Consider the following 19,689-nt stretch of genomic DNA (forward strand, 5'->3'; position numbering starts at 1 on the left):
ATACAGTTTGACCTCTCTCCAAACCTCTCTCCTAAAAGGAGAGAGGCTTTGAATATTACTCCCCTTCCCTTGCAGGGAAGGGGCTGGGGGTTAGGTCTGTATTCCATGCAATTGAGAACCGCTATAGCTGTTCGCGTCCCAATTTATGAAGTAGGAGAAGATTTAGTAAATTTAGGTATTCCTAAACAAGATATTGTCATCGGCTTTCATTCGCCATTTAAGCGCCAATTTACAGATTATGCCGTGGTTTAAATATCAACCATCCACTAATCAGGTAAAAAGTCTTCATCTAAACATTCATCCGCAGTAAAGGGAGAGTCTACACCAAAAGTTTCAAGCGATAAACCAGTTTCATCACTGGCTTGTTTCCTTGCATCTTGATAACACTCAGTCCAAATTTCCTGGAAATATGGTTTTAAACTAGGACTATCCTTAAAAGTTCTTCTCAATCTGCGGCGATGTTCTCTAATAGTTCCTTTCCAACTATTAGAACGTTTTTCTGGCTGATATTTATATTTTAGTAGATGCATTAATAGAACAACTAAATTACTCGCAAGTGCGTGCTTTTCACTTCTCCCCATGCATTCAATCTCTTCAATCAGATTTCCTAAATCAATCTCAGAAAATCTGCCTTCTTTTAAGAATTTAGCAGTTGTCTCTATCCACAGATAAAAATCTTGCTCGTAAAGATGAGAGTTTGTAAAGATCGTTGGTTGAGGTGCTGTCATCTGATTTTTCAACCTCCCAAAATTCTTGCTATGCCCGTGATATGTCTCAATAGATTGCTTTTGGTATGTATTATCCCAAATATAAGTCAATACAGTTCAGTTAAGGCTAAAACTCTTTGCCAAAGTCAATTTGTTTAACGTAGACGCTTCGGCTTGCCGCAGGCTACCGCCTTCGCGAATGCGTCTCCCCTTCTCCCACTCGTGAGAGGCTAGCGCCTTTGCGAGTGGGAGAAGGGAGAAGGACGCCAAGGACGCAAAGAAAGAGAAGAAAGACAACAAAGAAATGCTTAACTCAACTGTATTGAAATATAAGTTGAGACTTAGCAAGTAGCAGCGTGAGTACATGATAACGAAGTCTCTAGCAATTCGATTTGATTTTTGATATCACACAATGACTGACCGATCGCAAACTTAAAAAACACAGACAATAATCTTCCGACGCCAGCAAAATCTAGCTGTACTAACCTTCCTGCTAGGAGTTGATGATGAATGAATTCATCAGCAAACTGCATGAACCTGTTGGCTCATGCAGTTTGTTTTTATTAACCAGAAATGCGGATGAAAGGACTTGAACCTTCACTCCTTTCGGAACTAGAACCTAAATCTAGCGCGTCTGCCAATTCCGCCACATCCGCATCAGTCTTTTATCGTACCATAAGAAATTATTTTTTGGAATAGGGGAGTGGGGATAAATCAATTCAAAATTGAAGAAAAATACTGAGAGGCATGAGGTAGACAAGGGGACAAGGAGAATAACCATGCCCCATGCCCAATTACATAACTGCAACACGAGGCAGACGATGCTTAAACCCACAAAGAATTTCCCAGGAAATAGTATTTAATTGTTCTGCCCAATCGTCTGCGGAAATTTCTTCTTTTCCCTGTTCTCCTAGTAAGGTGACTACTTCTCCTTCTTGAATATTGGGTATGGTACTCACATCCAGCATCAACTGATCCATTGTAATTGTCCCGATTTGGGGCACCCGACGACCACGAATTAACACCTGCATTTTGTTGGAAAGACTGCGAGGCACACCGTCAGCATAACCAATTCCGACGACGGCGAGGCGAAGTTCACGCAAGGCAATAAATTGATGGCCGTAACTAACAGCTGTTCCTGCGGCAATTGTTTTAACTTGGGTGACTCGTGCTTTAAGTTGCAAAACCGGCTTAAGAGCGATCGCATTTTGTAAATGGCTTGCTGGGTAGAGTCCGTAAACAGCTAAACCTACTCGCACAATGTCATAGTGCAATGCCGAATCTGTGAGTGCGGCGGCTGAGTTTGCTAAGTGTAAGCAAGGCGGTTGAATTCCCATTGCTTTGATTTGAGCGATCGCTTCCTCAAATCGTCTATGCTGTTCCTCCATTGCCGTAGTATCAGGATCATCTGCTGTTGCCAAATGAGAATAAATACTGGCAATAGATAGATGTGGTAAGCGCTGCACTAATTGCACAAATTCACCAGCTTGCTGCCAATTAGTTCCCAACCTAGACATTCCCGTATCTAATTTGATGTGTACGGGCACTGGAGAACCATAATTCATCGATTCTAGGGTGTCGGAAAATACCAAAGCTTGTTTAGGGCTACAGAGTGTGGGCTGAAGTTTCCATTGTGCGATCGCATGAATCTGCTCTGGTGTATGAGTTGCCCCTAAAATCAAAATAGGCGCTTGAATCCCGCCTTCTCGCAATTGAATAGCTTCTGGAACTGTCGCGACTCCCAGCCAACTAGCTCCCGATTGAATTACGGTTTGAGCAACCGTCACCGCTCCATGTCCATAAGCATCAGCTTTTACTACTGCCATTAACTGAGTACGCGGCGATAAAAACTGCACTAATTGCTGTACATTGTACGACAACGCCCCTAAATCAATTTCTACCCAAGCTCGTTGCGAAAACCACGCGTAGGTATCGCACTGCTGATTAGGAACTACACCAGGGATTTGTTTGCGACTTAACATTTGTACTGACTCCTATCCCACCACGGCTAAACTTCCAAACTATCTATCTATACACGCTCCTAAAAGCGAGATCAGATTAAATAGGAAGTTTAACCTTCATATTGGAATTGACACAAGATGTTGCGGCACTCAAGTAAAAGTTAAGAGTTATGAGTGAGAAGTTAGGAGTAAATCTTATGGCTCGATTTTTCCCTGTGTTCTTCTCTAGGAGACGGTGCGCGATTGCATTAGCCTACGGGAAGCCTTTTTGCGATCGCATGGTATTATTAGACCTCTTGCAAAAAAGTTTTGTGGTATATTAAAGGATTAAACAAATTGGCAAAAAGTTAACTAGCATTTTGAAGGTCACATCCATTGCTACTGTCTTGGGTTTGTGTGATGGTGTCAACAATGACTTTTTTCCTCCTAATCGAAACCTCCCGGAATTGACTAAAATATTTTCTACCCAATGAACAGTACGACAAATCGTTGCTTCTGACACTTGCCAGTCACTGGCGATATGGAAATAAGTTCGATATTCACGCCAATACGTTAAACATACTAACGCCTGGTCTTGCAAACACAGCTTTTTAGAACAACAAGAGTGTTTGTCTGTGACTTGCCGCATCTTCTAGTACGTTGACTATCTCATTAAATGTGTGTCTTTGTACCCCAACCAGACGTTTAAATTCTCGATTGGACAGTCGTTTTGTTTGTTCGTATTGCATTGGCAGAGCAAATTCATGTCAAAATCCTTAATTATACCATAAAATAATTCTGCAAGAGGTCTAATATCTAGAGATTTAATCTCTATAATTGTGCAGGGAGGTATTGCGGTAGCTGTTATCTTTGCAATGTCGTATTTTTGCCAAATCCTTTTAAAGTCCATCGCTCAGTTGATCAAGGATCAGAATCAAAAGAAGAAGTAATATCAAATTCCCATGAGGGACTGACAACAAATAAATTACCCAATCTTGTGGGGTGGCCCGAAAAGCCCGCCCTTGTACACGGACTCTCGTGTCGCCCACCCCAGAAGAAGTAGTTGAGTATTTTTTTATTTGGAAGTCCCTGAACCAAGATTCTACGACTCTCCTTGATCAAGGTAAGAGGTGAATATCCTTGTCCCTTACCTTTTTTCAACACTGCGATCGCCAATTTGCTGTAATTATGGCTGTATGACGTTACAAATGAAGTTTCCGTGGTAATGACGACTTGTGCATTTGTTACGAATTTTGATTTTTTAACAAATTAATCCGAGGAGTTTTAGGTGATAAAAAACAATAGAAAAAAGGCTGTCGCTCAAGCTATTTCCACAGCTGTTGCTCTTGGCTGGGTGATAATGCTGGAATCAGCGCAAGCTGCTACCTTCGTCGTTAACAATCTCAATGACAGTGGGGTTGGTTCATTGCGAGATACTATCAACATTGCAAATAGCAATGACGTGGTAGAGTTCTTATTGGGAAGTCATCCTAGTACAATTGCCCTAACAAGTGGCGCACTTGCGATCGCAAAAAACCTTACTATTAATGGCCCAGGTGCTAACTTACTTACCATCAGTAGTAATAATCAATTCCCCGTATTTGACATTAGCGCGGCGGATGTTGAATTTTCTGGGCTAGCGATCGCTGGTAATATCAACGCTTACAATTCTAGTAACCTAACGTTTACCAATAGCACCATCAGCGGTGAAAATGTGAAGATAGATAACCCGACTGGTAAACTGACACTTATTAATAGCACTATCAAGGGTAATAAAAGTGTAGATATCAGTAGTAATGCTCTCAGCCTGACCGGTGGTAGTCAGGTAAGGGATCTAAGTAATACCACTAACGCCGGCGATTTAACTATTTCTACTGGTAGCTTAAGGATTGTTGATGGTGCCAAGATCAATTATGAGCAAACCAGCAATGGTTCAGCAGGTAACATAATTCTCAAAACCGATCTTCTTATATTGAGATCAGGAGCTATACTAAGCACGATCCCTAGTGGTACTAATAATTCAGGACTGGGAGGCAACATAACTATCAACATCCCTAATGGTTTTATAATCGCACCACCCAACGAACCAAGTGCGATCGCAGGTGGTAGTAATAGTTCACGAGCAGGAGGCAACATAACTCTTACAGTCAGTGACGTTGTTTTACTGACAAGAGTAACCGAACCAAGTGCGATCGCTGGTAGTATACTTGTTGGTAGTCTGGCTTGGCTGATGAAGAGAAAGCAAGGAGCATTTGGCAAAGCGAAAGTATAATTACGTATCAGAATAAATTCGCAAATAGGTTTAAATACGAAACCCGCGCAGAGACTAGTCTCTGCGCGGGCTAATTATTTTATAGGCAATTAGCTGGACATAAGTAAGTCGGTGAAAATAAATCAAACTATGTGACGAAACGTAAACAGGCTTGAAACCCTTACTAAGGACGAATGACAAAGGACAAATGACAGCCATCACGAGTTATCTTTAATTGCGCCGACCTACTTAATATCAATTCGCTGAAACTAAAATACTTTCAGGAACCTTCGTTAAGACTCAACTTTGACACCCTTCCAGAAGGCGACATAACCTTCAATATTCTTAGCCTTCTCCTTAGCGCTGGGATAATACCAAGCAGCATCTTTGTTGATTTGCCCATCAACGTCGATACTGTAGTAACTGGCGACACCTTTCCAAGGACAAGTAGTGTGGGTGTTACTTTCTGTAAAGTACTGCTTGTTAATGGTGTCAACAGGAAAATAATGGTTGCCTTCCACAACTATGGTATTATCACTCTCGGCTAAAACGGTTCCATTCCAAATTGCTTTCGGCATAAATGACTTTGTAAATAAACTATACACATCACATTTTGACACTATTAAACAAAAGCCGATCTATTTGAACTACATCTGTTGTAAGCGTACAGGATTACTGTCCTTTTACGACAGATGTGGTCTATTTAGCACTCTAGCAAATTGGTGTAGTTAAATGCATCTGCGATATTTGATGTGATAAACCAGACCACGGTTAACAAGATCAAAATAGTCAAGGGTGGCTATGCCGACACCACGAGCTACCATCGAAGCATTCACCTGCATATTCACACTGTCGCCACAGGCCGACCAAATATTAGTTATGTTCACCAAGTTATCTCGGACGAAATAGTTACTTCCGCCGACCAAATTCCGAGTAAAAATCGGGCCGCGCTCGCCAGCGAAAGTGTACTCTGATCGTAGCGTCCCAGTGGTTGCGGGACTAACATAGCCACGGTAATCAGTATCATAGAGGGAAATTTGAAAGCCTTGGGGTAATTTGATCGCAATGCTCACATTACAGCTTTTGCGGCTTTGTATTTGGTTATTAGCTATGGCTATAAACTTGTCAAATAGAATCGTTAGCTCTTGACCATCAGGGCTAATCTGCACTGCCGCCGAGTTTTCGGGGCAACCACTACCACCATAGATTGCGTTTACAATTTTAACTTTTTCACCCGCAAAAGCAGCACTAACTGATGTAGTAATTAATGTAGCCGCAGCGATAAATGCTCTTACAAACTTCACCATTTAAATTTTTTCCTCACAAGTTGACTAAGCGAATTTACTATAACATTCTGCTGTTACTCATGATTAAATTTCTTTTAAGTAGAGCGGCGTAAATAAAGCTAACTGGCTAAGGCTGTCATTTGTCATTTGTCCTTCGTCATTTATAAGGGTTTAAGGTGTATTTGCATTTCGTAATATAGTTTGGTTTATTCTTGCCGAATTACTTACGTTTTATAAATTGTACTAAAAGCATTAAAATCGTTACAAAAATCTGAAGTCCAATTGCGACAAAACTATGCTTTAGAAACTACTCTCAACATCCTGAGTAGTAAATTTTATGCCCAGGTGCAAAGGCACTAAGAGGTTGTTTGAAAAGTCTTTTCCTGTGACTTTAGATACTTTTAGATCCCTCCTAACCCCCTAGGAACTTCCAAGAAATAAATTACTCAAATAAACGTAGACGCATTCGCGCAGCGTCTCCAAGAGTTGCGGCTTGCCGTAGGCTACCACTCCAGGCACAAAGAAGCCAGCGCGTTGCGGGGGTTCCCACGGCAGTCCTTCGGGAAACCCCCATGCGCGGCATCGTCTCGACCATAACCTTTTCTCAGTCGTCTTGAGACGACTTTCGCTATTAGACTCAGAATTAATTCTGAGGCGGGCTAGATCAGAATGAAATAGCCCTGAGTGTTGTACTTAGTTTAATTGCTTTCCTTGTGCCCACTTGTACTGAGCGGCGTCGAAGTAGCGAAGTCGAGGTATTGCGAATTGAATTGATTTGATTTGATTTGGAAATGCCTAAACAAGATTTACAGCAGATTTTATCTATTTAAACAACAAATATTTGATTTTTTCAGAGTAATAAAAGAGCGCTAGTGTATCTACATGAAAATAGCTGTAAAACAAAATCCTTATTATTTCGTTACAATTGGCATATGGGTTAGGCATTCAAGAGTTATAGCCATGAAATTGATTTCCGATGCACCGATTCCTGTAAAAATTCAAAAGATGAAGGAACGGGTGCGGTGGATGCATCCAAGTTTTGTGCAACGGGGAATTGACCAAACCAGCATAGTTATTGACGATCGCAGGCAGGATAGTCCAGAATTTTCCTTTATGGTTATTGGTGATTCCGGCACTAAATCCCGTTCTCGACACCACCCCCAACGAAAGGTTGCGGAACTAATGCTGACTCACCGCGATGATTGCAGTTTTGTGTTGCACACGGGCGATGTAATCTATGTGGTGGGTTCCCAAGAGTATTATTCAACAAACTTTATTGAGCCTTACCGCGAATTTATTGTCGGTGGGGACAGCCCGAAAAGCATTCGTTACGATCGCATGGTGTTTAATCTGCCATTCTTGCCCGTACTTGGTAATCATGATTACTACGATATTCCGTTGATGTACCGTTTATTTACGGGCACAACATCGTCACTACGTCGCCTGTTCCGCTACAAAGATATCGAGATTGGCTGGCATGGTTCATATCAAGGCAATGCTTATGCACGGGCATTTATGGACTGTACAGGGGCGATCGCTTCCCCACAAGAATTGGAACGTCATTTAGATCGGCACTACACTGCTAAGACGGATACAGGGCGCTGTTTGCGTTATCAACCTGGACAGTTTACCCGCTTACCCAATCGCTATTACACCTTTCGTTACGGCGGAATTGACTTTTTCGCACTGGATTCTAATACTTTTAATACACCGTCACCTTTGCCTGCAACTCAAAAGGGGGAAATTTACCGCCGGGAATTGCAAAAGCGTCGCCATGATATAGATCAAGAAGAATTGCAGATTTTGAAAATATGCGATGGCCTCAACCCAGATAAACCCACCGAAGCAGAACAACTTGATGAGCTTAGTGCCAAATTAGACCAAATAAATGAGATAAAAATCGACATTGAGAAACAACTAGCATCTCATCAAATGCCTGCGATCGACTTTGAACAACTTGAATGGTTGCGCAGCAGACTAATTGAATCTTGGAATACCTCCGAAGTGCGCGGACGTGTAATCTTTTTCCACCATCCACCCTATGTCACAGAAGCTACCAAGTGGAATCAGGCACAAACCTTGGCGGTTCGCCACCGCTTGCGCTGGGTATTTGAACAAGTGGCAGAAACTCTTGGTTCTTTAATTAAAGAACGTCCTATAGTTGATTTGATTTTAAACGGTCACGCTCACTGTTTGGAGCATCTTTGCACAACTAATACCGGATTTGCTGACTCCCACATTAACTGTATTATCTCTGGTGGTAGCGGTCATCGTCCTCGTTATCAACGGCGAGAGGGGACTGAATTGATGGAGACTTTTGCTGAGATTGCAGGTAAACCTACTCGGAAAGTTGCAGATTCAATGCTTTTTGTGGGTCGTCATGACTACAATTTCCAGAAGCGACTGCCTTACTCATGTGTGCGGATTGATGTTCTGGATGGTTGTCCGCCCAAGTTTATCATTAGACCGTTGATTACTGAACGGGTTGAACAAGAGTGGAATAACCGCGAACTTGAACCTTTTGTGATTTAAGTAAGTCGGCGAAATTAAAGCTAACTGGCTAAGGCTGTCATTTGTCATTTGTCCTTCGTCATTTATAAGGGCTTAAGGTGTATTCATGTTTCGTAATATAGTTTCGTTTATTCTTGCCGACTTACTTACGCAATAACTCTCTGAAACTTTTATTCCTTTGTGTCCTTTGCGTCCAACTCTTACGAGGCGCACTCGCGTTTGCGGTTCGTTTTTTCATTATTTTGCGTAAGTCCTGTCTCCATCTCACTTGAAAATCAAATCTAAGCGCTGCTGAGTTGCTTTGAGTGATTCTGTTGGCGAACTTTTACCCAACAATACAGATTCAATCGCCCGACCTACACTGTCGGAAATCCGATTGTAACCAGGAAATATCGGACGCGATCGCCCATATTTAGCTTGATCTAAAAATACTTTAACCTGTGGTATTTTATTTACAAAATCCTGATATTTTGGACTTTGACGAGACTTCAAATTCACCGGTAAATAGCCAGTTCCCAATGCTAATTCTGTCTGAAATTCTTCACTTAAAGCATATTCGACAAACTTAAAGGCTGCTGTTTCGCGTTTCGGTGTAGTTTTGAAAAAGAAGAGATTCTCACCGCCAATAACAGTAGCAGGTTTCTGCCCAGCAGGAATGGGAAAAACGTCAAAATCGACACCAGTTTTTTGAAATTGTCCCAGAGTCCAAGGGCCATTTAATTGCATTGCGACTTTACCAGCCAGCAAGTCATCTGTCTCATAACCCCGTTCCGGCGCAGATAAAATAGCGGAACCGTCTGTAATTAAATCACGCCAGAATTGCAAAGCTGCGATCGCTCCTTGATTATCTTCCAAATCTATTGCTGCCGCATTCTGTGAATCACCACTCACCAACTCGCCGCCACCACTCCACATAAATGGTAGCCAGGTGAATACTGTAAATTCTCCCTTCCCCAAAGGCAGAAACATCCCATATTGATCTGTTCGTCCATCACCATTGGTATCACGAGTTAATTTTTTCGCAACTTGTGCAAACTCCTGCCAAGTATGGGGTAATTCAGTAATGCCGGCTACCTTGAACAAGCTCGGACGGTAAAATATACCAACATTATTCGTAGCAAAGGGCACAGACCAAATGCTACCTTTGTATTTCATTGATGCATATAAAGCAGGGTCAATTTCGGCTTTTATTGGAGATTTTTCGAGCATTTCATCCAAAGGTAAAAGCGCGTCGAGTTCCACCAATTGACCTGCGATCGTCGGATTATACCACAATAAATCTGGCGGTGCATTTCCTACCACTGCTGCTAAAATCTTGGGCGTTTGCTGATCCTGTTGCCCAACATAAAGCGACTCTACTTGAATATCTTGGTGCAATTGATTGAATTTGTCTACCAGCTTTTGCAGCACATCCCGATTTTGTGGAGGATTTACACCTTGCCACAAAGTTAAATGAATTACTTTATTTTCCTTAACACCAGGTAAGATATTTTGACATCCAACTAAAGCGACTATGCCCACCAATAATAGAAGCAGCAACCTCCTAAAGTAGTGTGACACTTTCTTGCTTTTTCCCTTGACATGGCGAAGAGGGTCAAAAAAATGGTGCATAATAATCTTGATTAAAATGATTGGTCAATTCTCCTCGTTCCCTCGCAACAACTTTGCCACTCTGATGTCAGCTTGCACAATTATCTAAAGTCATGGTTTTTGCCAGTGAATATATCCTAATGTGGAATAGAGTTTTGATAATTTAAGATTATGGCAGGACATAGTAAATGGGCAAATATTAAGCGCCAAAAAGCGGTAGTGGATGCAAAAAAGGGAAAAACCTTTACTCAGTTATCCAGAGCGATTATCGTTGCGGCTAGAAGCGGAGTACCAGATCCGGCGCTGAATTTTCAACTTCGGACGGCAATTGACAAGGCAAAGGCTGCGAGCATCCCCAATGATAATATTGAACGAGCGATCGCTAAAGGTGCAGGCACTTTTGGCGGCGATAATGCTATCTTTGAGGCGATTCGCTACGAAGGTTACGGCCCTGGTGGTGTAGCGATTTTAATCGAAGCCCTCACAGATAATCGCAATCGCACTGCTGCTGACTTGCGTGTCGCTTTTAGTAAAAATGGTGGTAATCTTGGCGAAACAGGTTGCGTTAGCTGGATGTTTGACCAAAAAGGCGTTTGTGTAGTTCAGGGTGTGGTTGACGAAGAACAGCTTTTAGAAGCATCCTTTCAAGGCGGCGCCCAGTCTTATGAGATGACTGAAGATGAGATGGCTGAGGTATTTACTGACATAGGAAATTTAGAAACCCTTAACCAGACACTCAAAAATCAAGGCATTAAGGTAATTGATGCCGAATTACGCTGGATTCCCAGTAATAGTGTAGAAGTTACTGATCCGGATCAGGCGCGATCGCTTTTCAAGTTAATTGATACTCTAGAAGGCTTAGATGACTTGCAAAATGTCACAGCTAACTTTGAAATTGCAGAAGAATTGATGGCTCTGAGCATTTCTTAATCAAAATTAATCCGGGAGCATCCCAATGCAAGCTTAAATCTTTTCCCTCACCCCCAGCCCCTCTCCGATGTTTGGGAGAGGGGAGACATAATTCTAGTTACCCAAGCCAGTGCAGATGGCAAGGACGCACAAGGATATTACTCAGGATAGAGCGATCGCTACTCCACAATACCAACTATTTGAACAAGTCCAAACAGAAATTGCCCAACACCAGTTTACCGAAGACCAAGTTAAGGAAAAATCACAGCAGCTAAAAATTACCCTCAATAAACTCAAATATACCCAAAAGCAGTTATTGCAGAACCAGAAAATGGCTAATCTCGGTCAAATGGTGGCGGATATCGCTAACGAAATTAACAACCCGGTAATCTTCATCCCGCCAGTCAATATGCTGAAGACTTAATCACAATCATCGAACAAGATAAATAAGTAAGTCGGCAAGAGCAAATTAAACTATATTACGAAACGTCAATACACCTTAAACCCTTATAAATGACGAAGGACAAATGACAAATGACAGCCTTAAACAGTTAGCTTTATTTACGTCGCTCTACTTAAACAGCAAATTTTATCACTCAAAATTTATGACCTCAACCGTTCCCTCTCAAACTCGAAAGCCACGCACTCAAGCAATAGGAGCTAAAATTTTCCACTCTTGTAACATCATTAGTCTGTTTATCATGCTCACCAGTGGACTACAAATTTACAACGCCAACCCTGTTTTTGGTGGACGTGCAGGTTTGCACATTCCTCCGATATTTACTTTAGGAGGTTGGCTTGCAGGAGGTAGACACTGGCATTTTGCAGCAATGTGGCTATTCTCGCTGAATCTCTTGTGGTATGGAATTTACGTTATAATCACGCGGCGCTGGCGACATCGGTTTGTAGGTGCCAATGACTTCAAAGCATTACAAAAAAGTCAAAATTCCAAACGTCTCATTTATGCTTGGCACCGGATTGCCTATACTGCAATTATTCCTATTTTACTGTTAGCGTTATTTACAGGAATAGGAATGTATAAACCTGCTCAATTTCCCTGGATTGTGGATTGCTTTGGCAGTTGGCAAGCATTGCGAATCGTTCACTTTGCCTCAGTACCAATGGTGATCTTATTTGTAGTAATTCACTCAGGGTTAGGGCGGAAGGCTGGTGGTACTGAATTAATAGAATCAATGTTTTAGTCAGTAGGTCGGCGCAATTAAAGATAACTCGCAAAGACTGTCATTTGTCATTTGTCATTTGTCATTTGTCACTTGTCATTTGTCATTTGTCATTTGTCACTTGTCATTTGTCATTTGTCAGAAGTAAGGGTTTTAAGCTCATTTAAGTTTCGTAAAATATTTGGTTTTTTTTGCGCCAACTTACTTAAACAAACTATGGTCATGGAGATAGAGAGACGCAGGAAATAATAATGACTAATGACTAATAGACCTCTTGCATAAATCAAACAATTTGAACCCCACCCCACCAAAGCTACGCTTTGTCTCCCCTCCCTGCAAGCGGGGAGGGGTCGGGGGTGGGGTGTTAGAGACTTTTGCAAGAGGTCTAATGACTAATGACTAATGACTAATGACTAATGACTAATGACTAATGACTCTTTAAAAAAAATGAACTTTTTTGATAAATTGAATCGGAATATCTTACAAAATCAAAGCTTGTTGTTTGTCGGACTAGATCCAAATCCAGAGATGATGCCTGTGCGTTATGAATCTGAAGAACTCATTGCTGGTTTGGAGAAGTGGTTACAATTCATTATTGCGGAAACTTCTGATTTCGTTTGTGCCTATAAACCGACACTTGGTTTTTATGAAGCGTTAGGCATTCCCGGTTTAAAACTGCTGTACAAAACTTTAGCAGCTATTCCACCCCGCATCCCAGTTATTTTAGATGCCAAACACAGTGACTTAAATACTAGTACCATTTTTGCCCGAACTGTGTTTACAGAATGGCAGGTAGATGCAATCACTCTCAGCCCCTATACAGGACAAGATCATGTAGCACCTTTTTTAGTCTATCCTGATAAAGGGGTATTTATTTTATGCTGTACTTCTAATCCAGGTGCAGAAGCTTTGCAGCAATATCCGACAAAGGAATCACCCGTTTACTTACAAGTAGTAAAAGAATCAAAAACCTGGGGAACTCCAGAACAATTGGGTTTGGAAGTGGGGACTACAAATCCTGAAGTTTTAGCATTGATTCGAGCAGTTGCGCCAGAACGAATTATTATGGCGCGTAGCATTTGGGCGGAGGGTCAAAACCTGAAGGAAATTTTAGAAGCAGGCTTGAATACTAACGGTGATGGTTTGCTGATTCCTGTTCCTCAAGATATGTTGGGAAACACACAATTATCTGAGGAAGTCCAGTCTTTACGTGCAGAAATTAATCAAGTAAAAACTGAGATTATTCATGAAAACTCCACTTGTACTGTGTGGTTTCCTGATGTTTGCTTGCTAAATCAGCACCCTCAACAGGATTTAATCTTACAACTTTATGACATTGACTGTATTATGTTTGGGAGCTTTGTCCAAGCATCAGGAGCTATATTTCCTTATTACATAGACTTACGCAAAATTATTTCCAATCCCCAAGTTTTTAATCAAGTTCTCACAGCTTATGAGGATATTTTGAAGAATCTCACTTTTGATAGGTTAGCAGGTATTCCCTATGGTTCTTTACCGACTGCGACTGGTTTAGCTTTGCGTCTTCATTGTCCAATGATTTTCCCTCGTAAAGAGGTGAAGGCCCACGGAACTAGGAGAGTAATTGAGGGTAGCTTTCATCCTGGTGAAACAGTTGTGGTGGTTGACGATATTCTCATCAGTGGTAAAAGTGTCATGGAAGGGGCAGGAAAGTTGGAATCAGCAGGATTAAATGTTAATGATATTGTGGTATTTATCGATCACGAACAGGGGGTGAAAGATAGGTTACAGCAAAATGGTTATCGCAGTCATGCAGTTTTAACTATTTCGGAAATTACTAATACTCTCTATCAAGCAGGGCGAATAAACGAGGAGCAATTTTTAGCTTTTGCTGAAAGTTAGTAATTGAAATAATGGGGAGTCTTATATCTTGCACCTAGCCCTGGCGATTAGAAATCGCGGCTATACAAACTTTCGTCCGCCTACGCGGACTAACGCCATATTAAGGTTAAATGTCAATACACTTGGGTTAAGCATTTCCTCCTTCTCTTTCTCTCTTCTCTCTGTGTTCTCTGCGCCTCTGTGGTTCGTAAAAAAAAAGAGTTTCAGCCCTTTTGTTAACCCTATTGGGTTAAATGTAGTAACTAGAATAATTTTGATTTTAAATTAATTATGAGTTTTTCCCTGAATCAACTACTTAGATGGTTAATTTTTACGCTGCTATTCCCGCTAGTGTTTCTCAATGGTTGGCTAGCATTTTTGCTTGTTAAAAATTTTCAACCTGTCGTAACTATTCTTGTCTTGGCTACTTTGCTTGCATTCGTTTTAAACTATCCTGTTTCGATTCTCCAACAGGGAGGAGTTAAACGTAGCTATGCAGTAGCATTAGTTTTTATATTGGCATTGGTAATTGTTGTTGCTTTGGGTATCACTTTAGTGCCGATTGTTTTAGATCAATTTCATGAGATGGTTAAAGTCCTTCCCCAGTGGATTGATTCTAGCGAAGAAAAACTTCAGATTGTAAATGATTGGTTTTTTAAGCAAAAATTAAATATTAATTTAAGTCAGATATTAGCACGAATTACTGAGCAATTACCAAATGAGCTAGAGTTTGTTTCAGATAAGCTTTTAAGCATTCTCATAGATACAATTGATAGTATTTCGGAAGCGTTAATCACTGTAGTGCTGACTTTTTATCTATTGTTAGATGGGCCAAGAATTTGGCAGGGAATATTTAAAAAGTTACCTGGGAGTTTTGCTCAGAAGGCAAGCCAGTCTATTCAACAAAACTTCCAAAATTACTTGATTGGTCAGGGAACTTTGGCTTTGCTGATGGGTGTTTCAATAACATTATTGTTTTTAGGTTTTCAAGTCCAGTTTGCTTTACTCTTTGGTTTGGCAGTTGGGCTTTTGAGCTTAATTCCTTTTGGTGATGTCGTCAGTCTTGTTGTAATCACTTTAATAATCGCCACACATGACTTTTGGCTAGCACTAAAGGTTTTTGCGGTAGCTGTTGTCATTGACCAGTTAATTGATCAGGCGATCGCACCTCGTCTTTTAGGCAAATTTACTGGTATTAGACCAATATGGATATTAATTGCTTTGCTTGTAGGAACCAATGTTGGTGGAGTCTTAGGTTTGCTAGTCGCGGTACCTATAGCTGGTTTTATCAAAGATGTCGTAGATGGTTTTTCTAAATCTGGTGATTCCGATAATGTCCTTGAAAGTGAAGCAGCATCAGAATTGTTGGCAAAGGAATCAATATCGCAATGAGTTGCAATACTGCGTAGGTTTTGAATATTTGTAAGTAGGTCGGCGCAATTAAAGTTAACTGGTTAAGGCTGTCATTTGTCATTCGTCATTTTTCATTAGTAAGGGTTTTAAGCTTATTTACGTTTCGTAACATACTTGAGTTTTTTCGCACCAACGTACTTAGGTTGGGTTGAGCCTTTGCGTTACCTAACGAACCCCGCTCTTCGGTTGGGTTTCGTTCCTCAAACGCCACGTGCTACCCTGCGGGAACGCTAAAAGCGAACAAGTCTCTTAACCCGCAAGGGCGCTGTGGCTCCCCAACCTAGACATTTTTTATTTTTTTGCCAAAACCTACGCAGTATTGCAATACGCTTGAGATAAGACTAAAACCCTTGTCCAGTGGACAGTGTAGAGACGTTGCAATGCAACGTCTCTAGAAGCCTATGGTTCTCCAGAAAATCCTTAACCCAAGCGTATTGCGCAGTATTGCACTCAAAAGGAATTGCATAAAAAAACCCCTAGCATTTCTACGAGGGGTGAGAAATAATACCATTTCACTTTATGTTTGTCGGAGATGCCCCTGTTAGTGCCTCTACTTAGATAAAAGGCTAGTAGAATGTCTAAGTTAGTTTTGAGGGTTTGTAGTAAGCACAAAGTGTGCTTAGGAAATAAGGACTTCAGTCCTTACTACGAACTTGCTTACCCATCAATTTAAACTTGACAGACTACTAGATGTTTCTCAAATATTACAGCAAAAAGTGATCAGGTATAAATATTAGCCGACATTTGCCAAGAGTAATTCTCGTTTTTCTGATTTTTTGACTCTTACCTGAGAGTCATCATCAACATCGATAATCGCTGTGTCTCCATCTGTAATTTCACCAGACAGCATTGCTTCGGCGAGAGAATCTTCTAAAAGGCGCATAATTGCCCGACGTAATGGTCTAGCACCATAACTGGGGTTGTAACCTTCTTGTACCACACGCTCTTTGAAGCGATCGCTTACTTCTAGGATAATTCCCTTTTCTGTCAAGCGATTCGCCACATCACGAAGCATAATTTCAGCGATTTGCTTAACTTCATCCTTGGAAAGCTGGGTGAAGACGATAATCTCATCGAGACGGTTGAGGAACTCAGGACGGAAGTAAGCCTTCAATTCCTCATTTACCAAGGTGCGGATGCGGTTGTAACTAGCGTCGGCTTGAGTATCGAAGTCAAAGCCTAAGCCGCTACCACCTTTTTCAATCACCTTGGAACCGATGTTAGAAGTCAAAATGATCAGCGTGTTCTTGAAGTCCACTTTCCGACCTTTGGCATCGGTAAGATGACCGTCATCCAAGAGTTGCAGCAGCATATTGAATACATCGGGGTGAGCTTTTTCGATTTCGTCGAATAGCAGCACTGAGTATGGTTTCCGCCGCACGGCTTCTGTAAGTTGTCCGCCTTCGTCGTATCCTACATAACCAGGTGGCGAACCAATTAGCTTGGCGACGGTGTGGCTTTCCATGTATTCGGACATATCTAGCCGAATCATTGAGTCTTCTGCACCGAAGAAGTAGGCAGCTAATGCCTTCGCCAATTCTGTTTTACCGACTCCAGTAGGGCCAGAGAAGATAAAGCTCGCAATGGGACGATTGGGATTTTTTAAGCCAACGCGGGCGCGACGGATACCGCGAGATACAGCCGAAACTGCTTGCTCTTGACCGATGAGTCGCTGATGGAGAGTGTCTTCTAGGTGCAGGAGCAACTCGGACTCAGATTCAGTAAGTTTGTTGACTGGTACACCAGTCCAAGAGGCAACGATTTGGGCAATGTCTTCTTCATCAACGACGGTAGAGTTGACAGGTTGCTCGTTTGATGTAAGTGTTGCTTGCAGTTGTTCTGCGAGTTTTAATTCTTGGTCGCGCAGTTGAGTAGCTTTGTCAAAATCTTGGGATCTGACTGCTGCTTCTTTTTCTTTGGTGACGCCAGCGAGTTCACGCTTGAGTTCTTTGTTGGGAGAACTTTGAGAGTTCCGCAGACGAACGCGAGAACCGGCTTCATCAATCAAATCTATTGCCTTATCGGGCAAGAAGCGATCGCTGATATAGCGGTCTGATAATTCTGCTGCTGCGACAAGGGCCGCATCCAAGATCGTGACTTTGTGGTGTTGTTCGTAAGCACCGCGCAAGCCGTAAAGAATTTGTACGGTTTCCTCTACTGAGGGTTCGCCAACCTTAATTGGTTGGAAACGACGCTCTAGGGCGGCATCACGCTCAATATGCTTACGATATTCATCAAGGGTAGTTGCGCCGATGCACTGGAGTTCACCTCGTGCTAAGGCAGGTTTGAGGATGTTGGCTGCATCCAAACCACCTTCTGTACCACCAGCGCCAACCAAGGTGTGAATTTCGTCAATCACCAGGATGATATTGCCTACAGTACGAACTTCTTCCACGACTTTTTTGATGCGTTCTTCAAAATCGCCACGGAAACGAGTTCCAGCTACCAGTGACCCCATATCGAGGCTGATAACTTGCTTGTCTTGTAAAGTTTCGGGAACATCCTGATTGATAATACGTTGAGCGAGACCTTCTGCGATCGCAGTTTTCCCAACTCCTGGTTCTCCAATCAACACTGGGTTATTCTTAGTGCGGCGACCGAGAATTTGGATCGCCCGCTCAATTTCCTTTTGGCGACCGACTACGGGGTCGAGTCTGCCTTCTTGGGCTAATTTGGTCAAGTTTCTGCCATACTCTTCCATCGTTAGCGGTTGGGTGCGCTTTTGACTACCACTACCACTACCAGCGAAAGCTGGTGCATTTTCACCCAAACGGCGAACTATGGCACTGCGGACACTCTTGAAGTCAACTCCTAGATTTTGCAGTACTTTGGCGGCGACACCTTCACCAGCCTCAGTCAATCCTAAGAGTAAGTGTTCAGTGTTAATGTAATTCTGTCCCAGACTATGAGCTTCTTTAAACGATTGCTCGAAGAGGCTTTTTACCTTGGGAGTAAAAGGAATTTCCGGTGGTACAAAGCCAGAACCCCTACCAATAATTTTTTCTACCTCGCGACGTGCGTCTTTGAGAGTAACGCCTAATTCAGCCAGCACTTTAGCAGCAACCCCAGTTCCTTCTCCCATCAAACCCAGGAGAATTTGTTCAGTTCCTACGAAATTGTGTCCCAGGCGACGTGCTTCCTCCTGAGCTAACATAATTACTCTAATGGCTTCGGAAGTGAAGTGTTCAAACATAATGGGTTCTTGCTCCCTCGCTGCTTGGACTTTGGGTGAGATAAAATTCACCCTCATCTAAAGTTTTTTGTATTTTCTTAAGGACTAATGTAACTTTATTTAAAGTTAAGTGGCAGTGGTGAGAGCCGTAAGACATCAGGTGTACTTGCCGTCTAATGTGAGTTAGGAGTTAGGAGTGATGAGTTAGGAGTTATGATTAAGTAAGGAGTTATCAATTTTACAATTAGCTTTTAAGTGCAGAAGATTATTTTCTTTTGCTTTTTCTGCTCGTCTGCTCTCGGCTAAACTTAAAAACCAAGACTCCAAACTCCAAACTCCAAACTCCAAACTCCAACCTCCAAACTCAGGATTGACGATGACTGAAGCAACGGCCGGTAAAGACCAACAACATCCTCTTTATAACCGCGATCGCCCCCTTATTGATATTTTACTCGCTCAAGAGGCGACGGACTATAACTTAGCAGAATTGGCTAGACTGCGAATGCGTTATCAAGGATTTCCAGGAGCAAGAGACATCCAAAAAGACCTAGATAAAGTCTTGCAGCAATGGGGTTTGACCGAAGCCGAGCTTTTTGAGAAAACTCGTCAAATTCACAATATTGGGGGTATTTACAAAAGTCGCGGCAAGAAAGACGAACAAGATTGGAATTAAGGCATTGGGCATCCCTTCTGGTGCGATCACTACGCGAAGACTTCGCTCAGGGCATTGGGCATTGGGCATTGGGCAATAATCAATAGTTTTACTCCCCCATCTCCCCCATCTCCCCCATCTCCCCCATCTCCCCCATCTCCCCCATCTCCCCCATCTCCCCCATCTCCCCCATCTCCCCCATCTCCCCCATCTCCCC

General features: G+C 42.1%; 17 protein-coding genes and 1 tRNA gene. 9 read left to right on the plus strand and 9 right to left on the minus strand.

The genetic code is table 11. The features are described 5' to 3' along the window. Positions 1–252 (plus strand): element excision factor XisI family protein (locus LC605_RS22550; RefSeq protein WP_229549752.1); only part of this gene is annotated, 252 nt, incomplete at its 5' end. A 14-nt stretch (positions 253–266) separates the two neighbouring features. Here the strand turns inward: LC605_RS22550 and LC605_RS22555 are convergent. The 5 genes from LC605_RS22555 to LC605_RS34210 form a co-directional block, all read right to left on the minus strand. Then, positions 267–728, minus strand: a complete 462-nt coding sequence (locus LC605_RS22555; RefSeq protein ID WP_229549753.1) for a DUF29 domain-containing protein — start codon at positions 726–728, stop codon at positions 267–269. A gap of 320 nt (positions 729–1,048) precedes the next feature. Beyond that, positions 1,049–1,240, minus strand: coding sequence for a hypothetical protein (locus LC605_RS22560; protein WP_229549754.1), 192 nt, complete (start codon positions 1,238–1,240; stop codon positions 1,049–1,051). 41 nt (positions 1,241–1,281) lie between these two features. Continuing rightward, positions 1,282–1,363, minus strand: a tRNA-Leu gene (locus LC605_RS22565). Positions 1,364–1,501: 138 nt separating this feature from the next. Further along, complete coding sequence (gene alr, locus LC605_RS22570) at positions 1,502–2,689, minus strand: alanine racemase (protein ID WP_229549755.1); 1,188 nt, start codon at positions 2,687–2,689, stop codon at positions 1,502–1,504. 298 nt (positions 2,690–2,987) lie between these two features. Further along, a complete protein-coding gene (locus tag LC605_RS34210; RefSeq protein ID WP_369010366.1) occupies positions 2,988–3,296 on the minus strand; it encodes a transposase family protein in 309 nt (102 codons plus the stop codon). Positions 3,297–3,935: 639 nt separating this feature from the next. Between LC605_RS34210 and LC605_RS22575 the strand changes: the two genes are divergently transcribed. Beyond that, positions 3,936–4,919, plus strand: coding sequence for a hypothetical protein (locus tag LC605_RS22575; RefSeq protein ID WP_229549756.1), 984 nt, complete (start codon positions 3,936–3,938; stop codon positions 4,917–4,919). Between the two features lie 272 nt (positions 4,920–5,191). On the opposite strand, the gene LC605_RS22580 is transcribed toward LC605_RS22575, so the two are convergent. Together LC605_RS22580 and LC605_RS22585 are read right to left on the minus strand one after the other, a co-directional pair. Then, the gene (locus LC605_RS22580) at positions 5,192–5,476 is read right to left on the minus strand and encodes a DUF427 domain-containing protein (RefSeq protein WP_229549757.1); all 285 of its coding nucleotides are present in this window, start codon (positions 5,474–5,476) and stop codon (positions 5,192–5,194) included. A gap of 150 nt (positions 5,477–5,626) precedes the next feature. Then, positions 5,627–6,205: a DUF4360 domain-containing protein gene (locus LC605_RS22585; protein WP_229549758.1), complete on the minus strand. Its 579-nt coding sequence runs from the start codon at positions 6,203–6,205 to the stop codon at positions 5,627–5,629. A gap of 939 nt (positions 6,206–7,144) precedes the next feature. On the opposite strand from LC605_RS22585, the gene LC605_RS22590 reads away from it, so the two are divergent. Then, the gene (locus tag LC605_RS22590; RefSeq protein ID WP_229549759.1) at positions 7,145–8,716 is read left to right on the plus strand and encodes a metallophosphoesterase; all 1,572 of its coding nucleotides are present in this window, start codon (positions 7,145–7,147) and stop codon (positions 8,714–8,716) included. A 243-nt stretch (positions 8,717–8,959) separates the two neighbouring features. On the opposite strand, the gene LC605_RS22595 is transcribed toward LC605_RS22590, so the two are convergent. Further along, entirely contained in the window at positions 8,960–10,255 is a 1,296-nt protein-coding gene (locus tag LC605_RS22595; protein ID WP_229549760.1) for an ABC transporter substrate-binding protein, read from the minus strand. Between the two features lie 201 nt (positions 10,256–10,456). Here LC605_RS22595 and LC605_RS22600 point away from each other — a divergent pair, with 201 nt between their 5' ends. The 5 genes from LC605_RS22600 to LC605_RS22620 all read left to right on the plus strand — a co-directional run bounded on the left by LC605_RS22600 (position 10,457) and on the right by LC605_RS22620 (position 15,627). Then, positions 10,457–11,215, plus strand: coding sequence for a YebC/PmpR family DNA-binding transcriptional regulator (locus LC605_RS22600; protein ID WP_229549761.1), 759 nt, complete (start codon positions 10,457–10,459; stop codon positions 11,213–11,215). A 115-nt stretch (positions 11,216–11,330) separates the two neighbouring features. Beyond that, on the plus strand, positions 11,331–11,618 hold the full coding sequence (locus LC605_RS22605; RefSeq protein WP_229549762.1) for a hypothetical protein: 288 nt from the start codon (positions 11,331–11,333) through the stop codon (positions 11,616–11,618). 181 nt (positions 11,619–11,799) lie between these two features. Then, a complete protein-coding gene (locus LC605_RS22610) occupies positions 11,800–12,396 on the plus strand; it encodes a cytochrome b/b6 domain-containing protein (protein ID WP_229549763.1) in 597 nt (198 codons plus the stop codon). Between the two features lie 426 nt (positions 12,397–12,822). Then, on the plus strand, positions 12,823–14,256 hold the full coding sequence (locus tag LC605_RS22615; RefSeq protein WP_229549766.1) for a bifunctional orotidine-5'-phosphate decarboxylase/orotate phosphoribosyltransferase: 1,434 nt from the start codon (positions 12,823–12,825) through the stop codon (positions 14,254–14,256). Positions 14,257–14,526: 270 nt separating this feature from the next. Next, on the plus strand, positions 14,527–15,627 hold the full coding sequence (locus tag LC605_RS22620; RefSeq protein WP_229549764.1) for an AI-2E family transporter: 1,101 nt from the start codon (positions 14,527–14,529) through the stop codon (positions 15,625–15,627). A gap of 754 nt (positions 15,628–16,381) precedes the next feature. Here the strand turns inward: LC605_RS22620 and LC605_RS22625 are convergent. Next, the gene (locus tag LC605_RS22625) at positions 16,382–18,841 is read right to left on the minus strand and encodes an ATP-dependent Clp protease ATP-binding subunit (RefSeq protein WP_267868633.1); all 2,460 of its coding nucleotides are present in this window, start codon (positions 18,839–18,841) and stop codon (positions 16,382–16,384) included. A gap of 355 nt (positions 18,842–19,196) precedes the next feature. Here LC605_RS22625 and LC605_RS22630 point away from each other — a divergent pair, with 355 nt between their 5' ends. Beyond that, positions 19,197–19,493 carry a DUF3288 family protein gene (locus tag LC605_RS22630; protein WP_229549765.1) on the plus strand — a complete coding sequence of 99 codons (297 nt, stop codon included), beginning with the start codon at positions 19,197–19,199 and terminating at the stop codon, positions 19,491–19,493. The last annotated feature ends 196 nt before the right edge of the window (positions 19,494–19,689 follow it).

Origin of the sequence: Nostoc sp. CHAB 5836 (assembly GCF_020829445.1) — a bacterium.
In the GTDB taxonomy this organism is placed as follows: Bacteria; Cyanobacteriota; Cyanobacteriia; order Cyanobacteriales; family Nostocaceae; genus Nostoc.

Coding starts and splice junctions, on each gene's coding strand:
- LC605_RS22600 (WP_229549761.1), top strand. CDS start 10,457: ATGGCAGGACATAGTAAATGGGCAAATATTAAGCGCCAAAAAGCGGTA.
- LC605_RS22585 (WP_229549758.1), bottom strand. CDS start 6,205: ATGGTGAAGTTTGTAAGAGCATTTATCGCTGCGGCTACATTAATTACT.
- LC605_RS22555 (WP_229549753.1), bottom strand. CDS start 728: ATGACAGCACCTCAACCAACGATCTTTACAAACTCTCATCTTTACGAG.
- LC605_RS22590 (WP_229549759.1), top strand. CDS start 7,145: ATGAAATTGATTTCCGATGCACCGATTCCTGTAAAAATTCAAAAGATG.
- LC605_RS22615 (WP_229549766.1), top strand. CDS start 12,823: ATGAACTTTTTTGATAAATTGAATCGGAATATCTTACAAAATCAAAGC.
- LC605_RS34210 (WP_369010366.1), bottom strand. CDS start 3,296: ATGCGGCAAGTCACAGACAAACACTCTTGTTGTTCTAAAAAGCTGTGT.
- LC605_RS22610 (WP_229549763.1), top strand. CDS start 11,800: ATGACCTCAACCGTTCCCTCTCAAACTCGAAAGCCACGCACTCAAGCA.
- LC605_RS22580 (WP_229549757.1), bottom strand. CDS start 5,476: ATGCCGAAAGCAATTTGGAATGGAACCGTTTTAGCCGAGAGTGATAAT.
- LC605_RS22625 (WP_267868633.1), bottom strand. CDS start 18,841: ATGTTTGAACACTTCACTTCCGAAGCCATTAGAGTAATTATGTTAGCT.
- LC605_RS22605 (WP_229549762.1), top strand. CDS start 11,331: ATGGCAAGGACGCACAAGGATATTACTCAGGATAGAGCGATCGCTACT.
- LC605_RS22560 (WP_229549754.1), bottom strand. CDS start 1,240: ATGCAGTTTGCTGATGAATTCATTCATCATCAACTCCTAGCAGGAAGG.
- alr (WP_229549755.1), bottom strand. CDS start 2,689: ATGTTAAGTCGCAAACAAATCCCTGGTGTAGTTCCTAATCAGCAGTGC.
- LC605_RS22630 (WP_229549765.1), top strand. CDS start 19,197: ATGACTGAAGCAACGGCCGGTAAAGACCAACAACATCCTCTTTATAAC.
- LC605_RS22620 (WP_229549764.1), top strand. CDS start 14,527: ATGAGTTTTTCCCTGAATCAACTACTTAGATGGTTAATTTTTACGCTG.